A 15544-nucleotide genomic window follows, 5' to 3' on the forward strand; every position below is an offset into this window, starting at 1 on the left:
GTATCTGGGTTCTATGCAATCAGTGTCGCCACCTATCAAGTTGCGAGGTGTAACCTATGAAAAATTACAATTATGATGAGTTTACAAGTAAAAGCTATGATTTAGATAATTTTTACGGGCCCGATATTGGTGAAAAAGCCATGGATTTCGCATTAACGAACACTGATGGACAAACCGTACAATTACTTGATTTTTATAACGAGTTTTTGGTGCTTGAGCTTGGCAGTATTACATGCCCATTATTTCAAGGTCGACGAGAAGGAATGGCAAAGCTAGTTAGTTTATTTCCCATGGTTAATTTTTCAGTTTTATACGTAAGAGAAGCACACCCCGGAAGTAATATACCTTCACACAAATCGGCAACTGAGAAAGTTAGCTGTGCGATAGCACTAAAAAGTGATCAAGAAACAAGAACCATCCTTATTGACGACATTAAAGGAACTGCACATGATGCTTATGGTGGTTACCCGAATGCGGTATTCATTATTAATCGTAATGGCTGTATTGTGTATAGAAGTGATTGGAATAATGTGTCGGCTATAAAAAAGGCACTTCATAGGCTTTTGAGTGGTAAGCCCGCTAATTCGAAGAGTTACTTTTTGCCAGTGCAACCTACAATAGCTTTAAAAACGTTGAAGCGAAGTGGTCAAGGTGCGATCAAAGATTTTTTGCTGGGGCTACCAACCTTGATATGGAAAAATGTAATTAAAAGAAATGTATTACTTTTCTTTAATCTAACAAAAACTGTCTCGCCAGATAAAAGGTGTTGAACTGTACCGCGAGACGCAAGCTCATGCCTCACGGTACAGTTTGGTTTTTATACGCTTTGCGCACAAAGCTGGTTTGAATTACTTTCTAGCGAAAGCTCTTCACGAACAATGTTTGCTCCTTCACTGAGTGCATTTAGCTTACCTCTCGCTACAGAGCGAGGCAGGGGAGCCATGCCACAGTTTGTACATGGGTAAAGCTTATCTGCATCAACAAATTGCAATGCCTTTCTTAGGGTGTTTGCAACTTCTTCAGCTGTTTCAATGGTATTGGTTGCAACGTCAATTGCGCCCACCATTACTTTTTTACCACGTATTAGTTCAAGTAACTCCATAGGAACATGAGAGTTATGACATTCTAATGAGATGATGTCGATATTTGACTTTTGCAGCTTAGGAAAGGCTTCTTCGTACTGTCGCCACTCGCTGCCCAACGTTTTCTTCCAGTCGGTGTTCGCTTTGATGCCATAGCCGTAACAAATATGCACAGCTGTTTCACATTTAAGGCCTTCAATTGCTCTTTCTAAAGTGGCAATGCCCCAATCGTTTACTTCATCAAAAAATACATTAAATGCGGGCTCATCAAATTGAATAATATCAACGCCCGCGGCTTCTAGCTCTTTCGCTTCTTGATTGAGTATTTTGGCAAATTCCCATGCCAGTTTTTCGCGACTCTTATAATGATCATCATAGAGGGTGTCTATCATGGTCATTGGCCCAGGTAATGCCCATTTAATTGGTTTGTCTGTTTGCTGGCGTAGGAACTTAGCATCCTCGACAAACACTGGTTTTTGTCGTGAAACCGGGCCTATAACACTTGGCACACTGGCGTCGTAACGATCACGGATTTTAACTGTTTGTCGCTTTTCAAAGTCAACACCATTAAGGTGCTCAATAAATGTGGTAACAAAATGCTGGCGTGTTTGTTCGCCATCACTGACAATATCAATACCCGCTTGATTCTGTTCTTGCAATGACACTCGCAGTGCATCCTGTTTGCCCTCAATGAGTTGCTCGTCTTGTAGTTTCCAAGGAGACCAAAGTTTTTCAGGCTCTGCAAGCCAGACAGGTTTAGGTAAACTGCCAGCAGTTGAAGTGGGTAAGAGTATTTTGCTGTTAACTGTATTCATAATAAAATTGAGCCGTTTATTTAGTTAATTTTAAATTTTGCCGTTCTTAGTGCGATACCTAGGCGTAATTTTGAGACCATTGCTCAAGCACATTCTGATATGGCTTTATAAAGTGTTGCTCAGCAAACTTGCCTTGCTCACTCGCTAACTGACTACGCTCTTCTCGGTCATAAACGATTTGTGTTAATGAATGATCAAGGTTTTTTAAATTAGGTTGATAGCATTTTCCAGCAACCGCATTGGCGTTATAGATCTCAGGTCGATAGATTTTTTGAAAGGTTTCCATCGTACTAATTGTGCCTATTAGCTCTAGCTGCGTGTAGTCATTGAGTAAATCACCAAAAAAGAAAAATGCTAATGGTGCAACGCTATTTGGGGGCATAAAGTAGCGTACCTGTAGACCCATTTTTTTGAAATATTGCTCAGTTAACGAAGATTCATTCGGGTGATATTCAACACCTAAAACAGGGTGCTGATTTTCACTGCGGTGATAAGTTTTATTATCAGACACACTAAGGCATATCACAGGTGGCTTCTTAAAGTGCTGCTTGTAAGTTTGTGAGTTAACAAAGTACTGGAATAGTTTACCGTGTAGCTCACCAAAGTTATCAGGAATACTGAATGTGGTCTTTCCTTTATTATGAGCTGGCAGCAATATACTAAAATCGTAATCGCGTACATAAGAAGAAAAGTTGTTGCCAACAATGCCTTCAATGCGCTTATTGGTTTTGCTGTCAATAATGTTTGTTTTTAGTATTTCGATAGATGGAAAGCTATCACCACTGCCTTGCACGTCAATATCAACAGAGACAATTTCAAGTTCAACAGAATAGCGGTCGCCGTTAGGGTTATCCCAATGTGCTAGTGCATTAAAGCTGTTGTCGATCATTTTTAAGGCGTTACGTAAGTTCTCTTGGCGATAACTGCCTCTTGCTAAATTAGCAAAGTTGGTAGTGATACGTGTGCTGTTAGATGGGTGGTAGTTTTCATCAAGGCACTCACTCTTAACTGTAAATGTGAAATTTGTATTCATTGCTGTGGTATCCAATCTGTTTTAAAGCGTGAGTTAGTTATACGTGGATCGATACATGAATAAAAACGGTATAATTTCACATAAAACATGAATCATCTTCATGCTATTTTTTATATACACTCGCTTATTGCGTGATATTAGGTGTTTAAAATAAATTTTTGACCAATGATTTATCTGGATTTCTATACATCTAGACTTCTTTTTTCTTGATGTGTATTTTTTTCATGTGAAACATGAGGATTATTCAGCAGTTATCATCGATTTAAGCCTGAATGGGCATCATTTATATTGATATACTCGCGTTTGGTGGAGTTAGTTACACCTATTATAAGAGCATTGTAATTATTAAAATAAGAGATAAGTTGAATGAGTGAAATGATATTATTGATTGTATACTGCGCAATACTTGGGTGCGGTGTGGGTTTTTTAGCCGGGTTACTAGGTATTGGTGGGGGGCTTGTCATTGTACCAATATTGAGCAGTATATTGCTTCATTTCGAGATTTTACCAGCTGAACAAGTTGTGATTGGCGCAATTGCCACATCGTTAGCCTCAATTTTATTTACGTCTACGTCATCTGCAATCGCCCATCATAAAAATGGTAACGTGCCTTGGGATTTAGCGCCATGGGTAATGACTGGTGTAGCCTTAGGTGCGCTGATCAGCGGCTTTATTGCTGCACTTTTACCGGAATCAGTTGTACGTTTGGTGTTTGCAGTGAGTGTGGTGCTTATCGCAATCAAGATGTTTTTTAGTAAAAGTACCTCAACGAATGAGCGCGACATTCCTAATAAAGGCGTGCTTACTATTTTTACAACACTCACAGGAGGTCTATCTGCCATGATAGGCATCGGTGGTGGTGCATTATTAGTGCCTTTGTTAACGTTCTTCTCAGTTGATATGAAAAAAGCTATTGGTTGCGCATCTGCTTGCGGCATTGTAATCGCATTATTTGGCTCTTTAGGGTATGTCAGCTCGGGGAGTGCTTATTTTTCGCTTGAAGATGGTTTCGCTGGATTTGTATATTTACCTGCGCTTTTTGGCATTGTTTGTACATCTTGGTTTATGGCACCTGTAGGTGCAAAAGCCACTCACTACTTACCAGTTGCGACGATTAAAAAAATCTTTGCCGCCTTATTGGTTGTGACTGCCATAAAAATGATTATGGGTTAACAGTTTGTTTAACCGCCTAAGTTAGGCTATCTAACGCTTTTGACAGGGTTGGGTAAGTAAAGGCAAAGCCTGCGTCTACTAACTTTTGTGGCAAAACAAATTGACCATGAATAAGCAAATCAGCCATTTCGCCCATCAAAATATTAAGTACCCACGCAGGCATAGGTAATATAGCGGGACGATGAAGCGCTTTTGCGAGTATTTTACTAAAATTGTAATTGCTCACAGGTGATGGGGCTGTGGCGTTTATTGCCCCATTTAGGTGGGGGGTTTCAAGCGTAAACTCTAATAATGAAACCATGTCATCAAGATGAATCCATGACATGCCTTGCTCACCACTTGCTATAGGGCCGCCTAAGCCTAGTTTAAATGGCGGCAGCATTTTCGCCAAAGCACCGCCATGACTTGCTAGTACAATACCTGTGCGAATCACGCAGACTCTGGTGTGTTGTGATTGCGCGCTTAGTGCTGCTTGTTCCCAGTCATCGCAAAGTGTGTGGCTAAATTCTGGATGGATTTTTTCATATTGTTCGTTGATAAGTTGAGAGCCTTGACGACCGTAATAGCCAATGGCGCTGCCTGATATAAAAGTGTGCGGGGGAGTGTCACATTGCATTATTGCATCACTAATTTGTTGAGTTAAGCCGATGCGGCTATCTCTGATTTTTTGCTTTTGTTGTGAACTCCAGCGTTTATTTACAATAGGTTCGCCAGCAAGATTAATTACACAATCAATGGTGTTAAAGTTAATGTTACTTACATCATTTACATAGCATAGTTCGTTACCAAGTTTTTGTTCGGCTGATTGTGTGTCTCTAGTTAAAACGCTCAATGTGTGAACGCGTTTTAATTTTTTACACAAAGCACTCCCAACCAAGCCTGTTGCACCAGTGATGAATATGTTCATTTGCCTACCTCAGCGATTATTCAATTAAATTGTTATACGAAGTAAAGCTGCTTTTGATCACTTTGCAAACATTTCATTTTATTAACTTTTCACATACACTGACTGCAGTTTTTATTTTCAAGGATTGTGGTTTGGCGGGACTAACTGGAGTAAACAAAAGTTTAGTTATTTTTGCGGCATTGGTTGTAGGGCTTGCAGGTATTAAAGCTGCAAGTGTTATCGTAATTCCGTTTGTATTAGCGGCATTTTTGGCGATCATCTGTAACCCTTTGTTAGGATTTTTTGCGCGTTATAAGATCCCTAAAGGCATTGCTATTATGTTAGTAATGCTGATGGTAATTGGTATTGGCGTTAGTTTAGGTGGGCTTGTAGGGCAGTCATTAACTGATTTTTCAAAGGATTTACCTGAATACAAAGCTAAGCTACAAGAAGAGTTTATTTGGCTGGTGGATGTAGCTGGGCGTTACAATATATTAATTAATAAAGAACAGTTAATCTCAATGTTTAACCCTGGAAAAATGATAGATGTGGCTACAAACATGCTTACAGGACTAGGTGGCGTAATGGCCAATTTGTTCTTAATCATTTTAACTGTGGTGTTTATGTTATTTGAAGGACCGATGTTTAGTAAAAAAATACATATGGCATTAGATGATCCGGATATGAAAATGAAACAAATCGATCGGTTTTTAAATTCGATTAATTCATATTTAGCTATCAAAACGCTAGTGAGTTTGGGGACAGGTGTATTAGCTGCATTAATATTGTGGGTACTAAACGTTGACTACTTTGTATTGTGGGGAGTGGTTGCTTTTATGTTTAACTACATTCCTAATATTGGTTCGATTATCGCGGCAATACCTGCTGTTTTACTTGCGTTAATTACACAGGGTCCTTTAATTGCGGGGATTGTAGGCGCTAGTTATTTAACTATCAACACGGTAATGGGTAATATTGTCGAGCCAAGGTTTATGGGCAAGGGGCTTGGGCTGTCAACGCTCGTGGTCTTTTTATCTTTAATCTTCTGGGGGTGGTTATTGGGCACTGTGGGTATGCTGTTATCGGTGCCTTTAACTATGATAGTAAAAATTGCACTGGAGACCAGCGACGAAGGGCGTTGGCTTGCTACCTTACTTGGTAATGGTGAAGAGATAGAAAAATAACGAAGCTAATTATGCTTGAGTTAAATTAAATAGCCACGCTCTGATGCGTGGCTTTTTATTGCTTGATTAAAACAACTTAAGTGGCTGCTTTAATACCTCAATATGCTGCTCTAAAATAGCTATTTCACAGCGTTTATAAACAATAGCAGCTTGCGTCGCGTTGGGCATTTTGTGCAGGTAACGCCAACGACAGCTATCTTCTAAAAAGCGGTTTTGGCTTTTAATACTGCGTTTAAAGATTGGCATTAACTGGGTGTTACCCGTATCGTCCTGGATTTTACCTAAATCCAATGTCAGTTTATTGATCCAAGTTTGCTGACTGCGCTCTAAAGAGGCGATTTCTTTATCCAAACATTGAATGTATTTTTTAGATTCATCTGTTGTTGGTTGTTCCGCTAAGGTGCATTCATTTGCATATGATGCAGTGCTAAACATCATACATAGTGTGCTTATATATAGATTTAAGCGGTTATTTTTTGCCATTATAATTAAACTCTAAAGTAAATTGCGCGCCATTAAGTTGCTCTGAATCGGCAATTGTTAATGTGCCGTGGTATGACTTCACAAGATCTGAAACGATAGCCATTCCAACTCCATGTCCGCTTTCGTATGTATCTAAGCGGGTGCCGCGGGTAAGTAATGATTCACGTTTATCTAGGGGGACACCTGGACCATCATCACTTATCACAATGCGAAGCGACTTGCTTTGTATAACTTGTATATCGACCTGAGAGCGACAAGCTTTACAGGCGTTATCGATTAAGTTTCCAAGTAACTCAAGTAAATCTGTTTTGTCCCCTAAAAAGTAATCTTTATCAGAGGCAGTACAATGAAATATAATATCTTTGTCGCGGTAAACTTTACTCATTGCATTCAAAATAGAATCAAGAACAGGCTTAATAGCAGTTTGTTTTTTCCATGTGTCTGATGCGCCAGTTGCTGCACGTTTTAATTGGTGTTCGATCATCACATTAATACGGTCTAGTTGCTCTTGCGCGTCGGCATCATTGGCCAGCGGACTTGATTTTAATACGGCAAGTGGCGTTTTTAGCGCATGGGCTAAGTCACTTAAGGATGCTCTATAGCGCTCTTTTTGGCGTTGTTGTGATTCAAGCAGCAGGTTTAAGTCAGATTTAATCGTTTGTAATTCAACAGGGTAAAGTCCCTTTATTTGTTGAATGTCGCCTGATTCGATGGCTTTGATTTCTTTATCTAAACGTTGCAGGGGGCGTGCGCTCCACACAAAACCAACGGCCATTAATGCTGCAATGGCAACACCCATTACATACATCCAGTTCACTAAGGTTTGTTTAAAGCCATCCATTAAGCGCAGCAATGCATCGTTGCGCTTTAGCAGAATGAACCGGGCTTGCTCTGATTGATCAATATTATTGAGAATAACAGTAAGACTTAATTGCCAATAAATTGTGTTTTTGTATTGTACTCGTCTAAAATCAGCTGCACCGGCTTTTGTTTCTACATAGTCAGGAACAAAGTTCACATTAACAGCAGATTCTGAGTGCCATACTGGCTGATCATCACGATAGATCATGGCGTAGGTATCGGAGTTTAGCCTATTGAGCTCTGGCGCCAAAATTGTGCTAGGCATAATTATGCCGCGCTCAGTAAAGTCGACTTCTGATATCAGGGAATATAAATGTGCTTCAAGTGTTTTTTCTGTCGCTTCAACAAGTGAAGCGTAATAGGCTTTGCCTATAGAGAAAAACAGAATCGGTAAGGCAACTAATAAAACAAAGACAAGGATAAATCCTTGCCTTACTTTTAACGGGATTTGCGAAGCTACCACTGGCTTTTGAGCCTATATCCACGTCCGCGCAGTGTTTCAACTGGGTTTAAGGTACCATCAGGGTCAAGCTTTTTACGTAAACGCAGCACAAATACTTCAATTACATTTGAGTCTAGGTCAAAATCTTGGTCGTAAATGTGCTCAGTTAACTCTGATTTAGAAATTACTTTTTGTGGATTTACCATCAAGTATTCAAGTACTTTGTACTCGTAGGCCGTTAAGCTTAGCTCTTTATCGTCAACCCAAACTTGCTGTGAACGAGTATGAATTTTGATTGGGCCAGCGGTCATTTCAGGATTTGCTTTACCAGCACTGCGGCGAATTAACGCATTACAACGGGCAATTAACTCTTCAACATGAAATGGTTTAGTAAGGTAATCGTCAGCACCAGCATCAAGTCCTTCAACTTTGTCTTGCCAGCGGTCACGCGCAGTAAGGATTAAAATAGGAATAGTCACGCCTTGTGCGCGAGCTTTATTGATTAACTCGATACCGTCGATTTTAGGCAGGCCTAAATCGACAACGGCCATATCAAGTGGGTATTCTGTAATGTGGAATAAACCAGCCTCACCGTCGTGACAAAGATCAACACTGTAGCGTTCTTTTTCTAAAGCATTACGCAGGTTATCTGCTAAGTGTAAATCATCTTCAATTACTAAAATTCGCATTTCTTAATCCTTTTTCACTTTGCCGGTTTTTTTATTAACGTGAACGTCGACTACATGGCCGTCATTTTTTAATATTCTTACGGTATAAATATCGTTTTGGTCAGTAATTTTTAGTGTTTTACCATCTTCGTTTTTTTTAGCAAGCTCAACAGCTTGCTTTTTGCTTATTGCTGCTTTTTTAACGTGGGGTTCTGCAACGCTATTATTCGAATAAACGCTACACAATAAAGCAAACGCCACAAGATTGAAGGCAAATACAGTACGCATGATGGGGAAACTCCTAAACCAGACCTTATTAGTTTAATGAACCAAGCAACTAAAACTCAAGTAAAAACCGTAAAATAGTGTGATTCATTTTAACTAGTCTAGTTAACAACCAGTGAACAAACCCTGAACTTATTATTGAACTTTTTGGTTTTTATTTACCAAACACTTTTTTAAATGGTTTTACTACGGAGCTATCGTAAACACCGCCACTTACATAAGGATCAGCAGCAGCCCATTCACGCGCCTCTTCTAAAGATTCAAATTGTGCAACTACTAACGAGCCTGTAAAACCAGCTTCGCCTGGGTCTTCACTGTCAATGGCAGGTAAAGGGCCTGCTGTTAACAAGCGGCCTTGGCTATCAAGCTCTTCTAATCGAGCAAGGTGAGCAGGGCGAGCCGCTTTTCTAAATTCTAAACTATTCTCTATATCTTTAGAGTAAATCATATACAACATAATGTGTGCTCTGTGTTTGCGAGTAAGAATAAGTCCCATATTAGCACAGGGAATTTAGTCGGCGAAGATTTTAGCTTTACAGTGTGTAACTATTTTTAAACTGAATCTGCTTGAAAAGCCCAGTAGAACACTGGTAGAGTCGCTGGGATAGTACAAAATAATAATAAGGTTTTTAAATGAGCGATAATCGTGAGCACTTTAGCTCCCGCCTCGGATTTATATTAGCAGCTGCAGGTTCTGCGGTAGGTATTGGTAACCTAGTGGGCTTTCCTGTTTCTGCAACAAAAAATGGTGGTGGAGCATTTTTGCTTATTTATGCACTGTTTGTCATTTTTATTTGCTTACCAGTGATGATGGCTGAAATGGCAATGGGCCGCCAAGCGCAAAAAGATCCACTTAATGCGTACAAGCTGCTTTCTGGCAATGATAAAAAATGGACATTTGCTGGCTTTTTAGCTGTGTTAACGCCTTTTATGATTGCAGTATTTTATATGGTTATTACCGTATGGATTTTTGGGTATTTAAGTCAGGTCGCAATGGGTAATCTCGATCAACTTGCGGATCCTAAAAGTTTTGGTGCGTTTATAAATAGTACCAGCGTATTTGGTTACATGGCCGTTGTTGCAATAATTGTAAACTTAATACTCATGGGTGGGGTTAAGCAAGGTATTGAAAAGGCGGCTAAATTCTTAATGCCGGCTTTGTTTGTATTACTCATTGCTCTGGTTGTTTATGTATTGACACTTGATAACGCGATGGCCGGTGTTAAGTATTATATCATTCCTGATATATCAAAAATGAATGCAAGTGTGCTCAATGGCGCATTGGCTCAAGCGTTCTTTTCATTGTCATTAGGTATGGGTATTTTAATGACCTATGCTTCTTATATATCGAAAAAAGACGATATAGTTGGTAGTGCGAAAATGGTTGCTGTTACCGACTCTTTGGTAGCGTTCATTGCAGGCTTAATGGTGTTGCCAGCTATCTTTAGTTTTAACCCAAATACGGATCCAGCGAAGTTATCTGATTCATCAGTATCTATGATTTTTGAATTTTTACCTAAGATCTTACTCGCATTACAAACTGATATTGGTTATCTGGGCGCATCAGTAGTGGCCTTTATATTCTTTTTGTTGGTGTTTTTTGCTGCGATCACCTCTTTGGTGTCAATAGTTGAAGTACCTACAGCAACACTCAGTGAGCGCAAAGGCATCAGCCGTAAGATGGCATTGTTAATTTTATCTGCCACGGTAGGTTTACTCACTGTTTTGTGTACCATGTCATTTGGGATGGTTGAAGGGTTAACATCATTTGTTAACTATGGCGGCGGTTCAAAAAGCATGTTTGACCTTGTGTACGATGTTTTTTATGACACAATTTTACCGCTCAATGGCTTAATGGTGTGCTTGTTTGTAATGTATCGCTGGAAAAAAGCACGCTTAACTGAAGAACTAAGCCAAGGTTGCCCAAGTTACGCCGGTAGTTTCACTGAAAAGTACGTGAACTTTTCACTGTCTACTTTTATTCCTGTCATTTTAGTACTGATATTTATCAATACCGTTGCAACTAAGTTTTTTGCAGTGAGTATTTTTGGTTTTTAGTTCTAGATAATAACTTCCCATAATCAAGCCGTACTTTTTATAGTGCGGCTTTTTTATAAGTGTCATAACGCTCCTGCATCTAAATACTGGCCAATGCCAAGCGTAAACATCCAAAGCCCCCATAAACTATGTTCAATCACACAAACAAAGGTTGAGCGGCTTTGGGCGTAGGTATAAGAGAATAACAACCCGCCCAAAAAAGCTAACAGCACAGCAACCCAATTAGCATACACAATATGGGCTAACGCAAATACAGATGCACTGATCACAATACGTACTGTTTTATTTGGCATTATGCGTTTATAGCGGTGAAAAAAATAAGTTCGAAATATTAGTTCTTGCGGTAATACTGAAAGTAACGGGTAGAGTACAAGCAGTAATAGCCAATCATTAAACGATGTACGGGGCATTATAAACCAGTTGCCTTGATTCATAATTGAATAAAACACGCCTGAGAATAATGCGCCGATAAAAAAGAAACTAAATAACCTGCGCTTAACAGCTGAAAACTCCCCTAAGCTGGTTAATCGAAAACGTTTAAAGTGAGGATCGCCTAATAACAACATACCACATACACTCATCAAAATGATAAGTGCAGGAATAAGCCAATTTGCTAAATGAGCTCTAAGGCCAAACCCGATTAAGGGTAAGGCAATAAATATTAAGGTAAATTCAAACCAACGGTATTGAGAGGCGTTCAAGGTCATCTCGGCTTTGACTTTGCTCGCTAGGCTATCAAGCTAAAACGACATATTTATGACATGGACGGCGATTTTTGCTTATTTACTAGGCTTCACGTTATCCTCGGGGAAGTATTTGTAAAGCGCTAAAATACTGGCAAAGATACTAACAAAGGTGATTGCCATTAAACCAAACACTTTAAAGTTGACCCAAATATCAAGGGGGAAGTTATAAGCAATGTATAAATTAAGCGCTGCTACACTTGCGGTAATGATTATCCAAACTAGATTAAGCTTTTCCCAGGTAGCCTTTGGTACAGCAATCGGTTGCTGCGTATCAAAGGCATTGTTTAGCATCGACTCTAATGCTTTTTGTACTAAGTTTTTAGCAAAAATATACCGGCTAACGATTAATGAAATTGCTAACCCTGCATAAATAATTGTCGCTTTTAGTTTTACGAATTGTGCATCATGAAATACCAGTGTAAGCGTACCGAGTATTATCGCTAAAGCTAAAAATAACCACTGTCGGGTTGGGACTCTGCCTACTTTTAAATAGCTGTAGGCAACTTGGATAAATGTGGTAGCCATTAATAGAGCGGTTGCCCAATAAATATCAGCTAACTTGAATACAATAAAAAATAACAGTAGCGGAATAAATTCAATAATTGCGTGCATACAGCGCTTAGTAAATAAAATTAGGGTTGACGTTTTACCAAGTTATTTACCTAGATACAAGGTTGACTTACGCGTGTGTAAGGCTTAGCCTGCGTGCCTTTGATTTTTAGACCAATTTGAACCGTAACGTTTCGCAACGGGGATTTAGGAGCATTTTATGAATAAAGCAGAACTTATTAGCGCAATGTCTGAGCACAGTAAATTAACTAAAAAAGATTCAAAAGCAGCCTTGGCTAGCATGCTGACAACAATTACAAACTCACTTTCACAGGGTGATCAAGTACAAGTAAACGGATTTGGTACTTTTGCTTTAAGTTATCATCCTGCGCGCTCAGGGCGTAACCCGCAAACAGGTGAAACTATCGAAATTGAAGGTGCGAACAAACCGGTTTTTAAACCCGCCAAAGCGCTTAAAGACGCACTATAATGTAGATTATTCTCACCCTGTTACGCAATTACAGGGTGTTGCTCCTACCTTTTAAATATCTTTAATAATTTCAATAGGTTAGACGTGGCATGTTGTCTGCTTTTAATTCTAAAAGGTTTTTAAATAAGGAGATAATATGTCTACATTACAAACAGGTACACAACTTAGCGGTAAAACCATCGCTATATTAGCAACCGATGGCTTTGAACAAAGTGAGCTATTTTCACCGCGTAGCGCATTATTAGATGCGGGTGCAAAAGTTGAAATCATCTCAATTAAAGAAGGTGAAATCACCGGCTGGGATGAAGATGTATGGGGCGATAAAGTCACTGTTGATAAGCTCGCAAGCGACGCTGACAGTGGTGATTACGATGCTTTACTCTTACCTGGTGGATTATTTAACCCAGATAGCTTACGCCAAGATAAAGATGCAAAAGCGTTTGTGGATGGCTTTTTTGGTGCGAAAATGAATAAACCCGTTGCGGCAATTTGTCATGGTTCTTGGCTATTAGCTGAGATCAATAAACTAAGAGACCGTACTGTCACGTCATTCCCAAGTATTAAAACAGATTTAATGAATGCAGGCGCTAACTGGGTTGATGAAGAAGTGAGTGTGGATAAAGGCTTAGTAACCAGCCGCAGTCCCGCTGATTTAGCTGCGTTTAATCGTAAATTTATTGAAGAAATTATCGAAGGCAAGCATCAAGCGCATTAATGGCATTTAAAATATAATAAAAAGGGGGCGCTTTGTGCGCCCCTTTTTATTGGTAAACCTTACAGCTGTGTCGCTGCTTTCATTGATGCGACAAACTCTTTCAGGCCTGTCAGCATAGCATCTGGGTTATCGAGGTTTGTTTCGATAATTTTAACTACTGCAGAGCCTGAAATAGCACCTGCAGCGCCAGCTGCTAGCGCCGCTTTTACATCATCTGGTGTTGAAATACCAAAGCCTAATAGTGCTGGAGCACTGTGGTACTCTTTTAATTTAGTGACAATTGACGATGCGGGCATTTGTGCTTTAGTTTCAGTGCCGGTAACTCCTGCACGAGATAGCAAGTAAGTATAACCGCGGCCATATGAAGCACACTGACGCACAGTATCATCTGAGGCGTTTGGCGTAGCAATAAAGATAGGGTCAATTCCGTTACTCATTGCAGCTTGGCGAAACATTTTTGATTCATGTAGGGGCACATCTGCAACTAAGATTGAATCAACGCCAGCAGCTTTTGCATCAGTATAAAACTTTTCAAGGCCACGCTTAAAAACCAAGTTAGAGTACAGTAATAGGCCGATTGGAATATTAGCATTATATTCGCGAACTTGTTTAATGATATCAAAGCAGTCTTGGGTATTAATGTTTACATCAAGCGCACGAATATTTGCAGCTTGGATCACTGGACCGTCGGCAATCGGGTCTGAAAATGGAATACCGAGCTCTAGTGCATCAGCACCACCGTCAATTAAGCTTTTAATTATCTCTACACTTAGCTCTTTATTTGGATCGCCAATGGTCACAAAGGGGACGAAAGCACCTTGATTTTGCTCTTTTAAGGCTGCAAACGTTTTACCGTAACGGTCAGATTGTTGAGGTGCTTGGCTCATGATTGCTCTCCTTTTGACAGTACATCCATTACATGTGATAAGTCTTTGTCACCTCGGCCACTTAAATTAACCACTAAAACAGTTTCTTCTGTTTGTTGCTCAGCGTATTTTAATGCGTATGCAAGGGCATGACTTGACTCAAGTGCTGGAATAATCCCTTCATTTTTAGCCAGTAGCTGAAACGCTTCAAGTGCTTCGGTATCTGTTATACCCACGTATTGGGCACGGCCTGTTTCGTGTAAAAACGCGTGCTGTGGACCTACAGCTGGGTAATCGAGCCCCGCAGATACAGAGTATGATTCTTCAATTTGGCCATCATCATTTTGCATAATATAGGTATATGTACCGTGTAAAATACCTTTAGTGCCTTTACAAATTGTTGCGCCGTGTTCATGGGTATCTAGCCCTTTACCAGCAGGCTCTACACCGATGAGTTTTACACTCGGCTCGCCAATAAAATCTGTAAACATACCAATGGCATTTGAGCCACCGCCAACGCAGGCAAGTACGGCATCAGGCAAACGGCCTTCTGCTTTTAATACCTGTTGTTTGGCTTCTTCACCAATCATTTTTTGAAACTCACGAACCATGGTTGGGAACGGGTGTGGTCCAGCGGCCGTACCAAGTAGATAGTGTGCATCTTTATAATTAGCAGACCAGTCGCGAAGTGCTTCGTTTACGGCATCTTTAAGTGTGCCAGAGCCTGCGGTTACAGGGATGACTTCAGCGCCCATTAACTTCATACGAAATACGTTTGGCTGCTGGCGTTCAACATCTTTTGCACCCATGTAAATACGACATTTTAAGCCAAGTAAAGCACACGCTAACGCCGTTGCTACGCCATGTTGGCCTGCGCCTGTTTCAGCGATTACTTCTTTTTTGCCCATACGCTTAGTTAACAACGCTTGACCTAATACTTGATTGGTTTTGTGCGCGCCACCGTGTAATAAATCTTCGCGCTTTAAGTATAATTTTACTTTCGGGTTTTTAATTAAATTACGTGTAAGCGTTAGCGGTGTAGGGCGACCTGCGTACTCATTCAGTAATTTTTCAAACTCTGCCTGAAAGGCTGCATCAGTTTGTGATTTATTAAATTCATCTTCTAACTGCTTAAGCGCAGGAACTAGGAGCTCTGGCACAAACATGCCACCAAACTCACCAAAATATGCTGGATTGTTCATTTTAAC

Annotated in this window: 18 protein-coding genes; 6 read left to right on the forward strand and 12 right to left on the reverse strand. The window is 40.0% G+C overall.

What is annotated here, in order from left to right; translation table 11 throughout:
- The first annotated feature begins 56 nt into the window (after positions 1 to 56).
- Complete coding sequence (locus B5G52_RS06225) at positions 57 to 770, forward strand: deiodinase-like protein (RefSeq protein WP_087531805.1); 714 nt, start codon at positions 57 to 59, stop codon at positions 768 to 770.
- Positions 771 to 817: 47 nt separating this feature from the next.
- Here the strand turns inward: B5G52_RS06225 and B5G52_RS06230 are convergent, their stop codons facing one another.
- Both B5G52_RS06230 and B5G52_RS06235 read right to left on the reverse strand, forming a co-directional pair.
- Complete coding sequence (locus B5G52_RS06230) at positions 818 to 1897, reverse strand: methionine synthase (RefSeq protein ID WP_087531806.1); 1080 nt, start codon at positions 1895 to 1897, stop codon at positions 818 to 820.
- 58 nt (positions 1898 to 1955) lie between these two features.
- On the reverse strand, positions 1956 to 2930 hold the full coding sequence (locus tag B5G52_RS06235) for a DUF1852 domain-containing protein (RefSeq protein ID WP_087531807.1): 975 nt from the start codon (positions 2928 to 2930) through the stop codon (positions 1956 to 1958).
- Positions 2931 to 3296: 366 nt separating this feature from the next.
- On the opposite strand from B5G52_RS06235, the gene B5G52_RS06240 reads away from it, so the two are divergent.
- A complete protein-coding gene (locus tag B5G52_RS06240; protein ID WP_087531808.1) occupies positions 3297 to 4103 on the forward strand; it encodes a sulfite exporter TauE/SafE family protein in 807 nt (268 codons plus the stop codon).
- A 16-nt stretch (positions 4104 to 4119) separates the two neighbouring features.
- On the opposite strand, the gene B5G52_RS06245 is transcribed toward B5G52_RS06240, so the two are convergent.
- Positions 4120 to 5010 carry a TIGR01777 family oxidoreductase gene (locus B5G52_RS06245; RefSeq protein WP_087531809.1) on the reverse strand — a complete coding sequence of 297 codons (891 nt, stop codon included), beginning with the start codon at positions 5008 to 5010 and terminating at the stop codon, positions 4120 to 4122.
- Positions 5011 to 5141: 131 nt separating this feature from the next.
- On the opposite strand from B5G52_RS06245, the gene B5G52_RS06250 reads away from it, so the two are divergent.
- Positions 5142 to 6173, forward strand: a complete 1032-nt coding sequence (locus B5G52_RS06250) for an AI-2E family transporter (protein ID WP_087531810.1) — start codon at positions 5142 to 5144, stop codon at positions 6171 to 6173.
- 66 nt (positions 6174 to 6239) lie between these two features.
- Here the strand turns inward: B5G52_RS06250 and B5G52_RS06255 are convergent, their stop codons facing one another.
- The 5 genes from B5G52_RS06255 to B5G52_RS06275 form a co-directional block, all read right to left on the reverse strand.
- Entirely contained in the window at positions 6240 to 6611 is a 372-nt protein-coding gene (locus B5G52_RS06255) for a hypothetical protein (protein WP_254911152.1), read from the reverse strand.
- Between the two features lie 31 nt (positions 6612 to 6642).
- Positions 6643 to 7980: an ATP-binding protein gene (locus B5G52_RS06260; RefSeq protein ID WP_087531812.1), complete on the reverse strand. Its 1338-nt coding sequence runs from the start codon at positions 7978 to 7980 to the stop codon at positions 6643 to 6645.
- Complete coding sequence (locus tag B5G52_RS06265) at positions 7974 to 8648, reverse strand: response regulator transcription factor (RefSeq protein WP_087531813.1); 675 nt, start codon at positions 8646 to 8648, stop codon at positions 7974 to 7976. Before B5G52_RS06265 ends, B5G52_RS06260 begins: the two co-directional genes overlap by 7 nt.
- Before the next feature lie 3 nt (positions 8649 to 8651).
- Positions 8652 to 8915 carry a PepSY domain-containing protein gene (locus tag B5G52_RS06270; protein WP_140394305.1) on the reverse strand — a complete coding sequence of 88 codons (264 nt, stop codon included), beginning with the start codon at positions 8913 to 8915 and terminating at the stop codon, positions 8652 to 8654.
- Between the two features lie 151 nt (positions 8916 to 9066).
- A complete protein-coding gene (locus B5G52_RS06275; RefSeq protein ID WP_087531814.1) occupies positions 9067 to 9369 on the reverse strand; it encodes a YciI family protein in 303 nt (100 codons plus the stop codon).
- A 176-nt stretch (positions 9370 to 9545) separates the two neighbouring features.
- Here B5G52_RS06275 and B5G52_RS06280 point away from each other — a divergent pair, with 176 nt between their 5' ends.
- Positions 9546 to 10970, forward strand: a complete 1425-nt coding sequence (locus B5G52_RS06280) for a sodium-dependent transporter (protein WP_087531815.1) — start codon at positions 9546 to 9548, stop codon at positions 10968 to 10970.
- Between the two features lie 62 nt (positions 10971 to 11032).
- Here the strand turns inward: B5G52_RS06280 and B5G52_RS06285 are convergent, their stop codons facing one another.
- Both B5G52_RS06285 and B5G52_RS06290 read right to left on the reverse strand, forming a co-directional pair.
- Positions 11033 to 11671: a CPBP family intramembrane glutamic endopeptidase gene (locus tag B5G52_RS06285; protein WP_087531946.1), complete on the reverse strand. Its 639-nt coding sequence runs from the start codon at positions 11669 to 11671 to the stop codon at positions 11033 to 11035.
- 78 nt (positions 11672 to 11749) lie between these two features.
- Positions 11750 to 12328 (reverse strand): inner membrane-spanning protein YciB, encoded by a 579-nt coding sequence (locus B5G52_RS06290; protein ID WP_087531816.1) that lies wholly within the window; start codon positions 12326 to 12328, stop codon positions 11750 to 11752.
- Positions 12329 to 12485: 157 nt separating this feature from the next.
- Here B5G52_RS06290 and B5G52_RS06295 point away from each other — a divergent pair, with 157 nt between their 5' ends.
- Together B5G52_RS06295 and B5G52_RS06300 are read left to right on the forward strand one after the other, a co-directional pair.
- Entirely contained in the window at positions 12486 to 12755 is a 270-nt protein-coding gene (locus tag B5G52_RS06295) for an HU family DNA-binding protein (RefSeq protein ID WP_087531817.1), read from the forward strand.
- A gap of 136 nt (positions 12756 to 12891) precedes the next feature.
- Positions 12892 to 13470, forward strand: a complete 579-nt coding sequence (locus B5G52_RS06300; RefSeq protein ID WP_087531818.1) for a type 1 glutamine amidotransferase domain-containing protein — start codon at positions 12892 to 12894, stop codon at positions 13468 to 13470.
- A gap of 59 nt (positions 13471 to 13529) precedes the next feature.
- Here the strand turns inward: B5G52_RS06300 and trpA are convergent, their stop codons facing one another.
- Both trpA and trpB read right to left on the reverse strand, forming a co-directional pair.
- Positions 13530 to 14357, reverse strand: coding sequence for a tryptophan synthase subunit alpha (trpA, locus tag B5G52_RS06305; RefSeq protein WP_087531819.1), 828 nt, complete (start codon positions 14355 to 14357; stop codon positions 13530 to 13532).
- Positions 14354 to 15538 (reverse strand): tryptophan synthase subunit beta, encoded by a 1185-nt coding sequence (gene trpB / locus B5G52_RS06310; RefSeq protein WP_087531947.1) that lies wholly within the window; start codon positions 15536 to 15538, stop codon positions 14354 to 14356. The genes trpA and trpB overlap by 4 nt, the downstream gene beginning before the upstream one ends.
- Positions 15539 to 15544: the final 6 nt, after the last annotated feature.

This window comes from Pseudoalteromonas sp. A601 (assembly GCF_002165575.1).
In the GTDB taxonomy this organism is placed as follows: Bacteria; Pseudomonadota; Gammaproteobacteria; order Enterobacterales; family Alteromonadaceae; genus Pseudoalteromonas.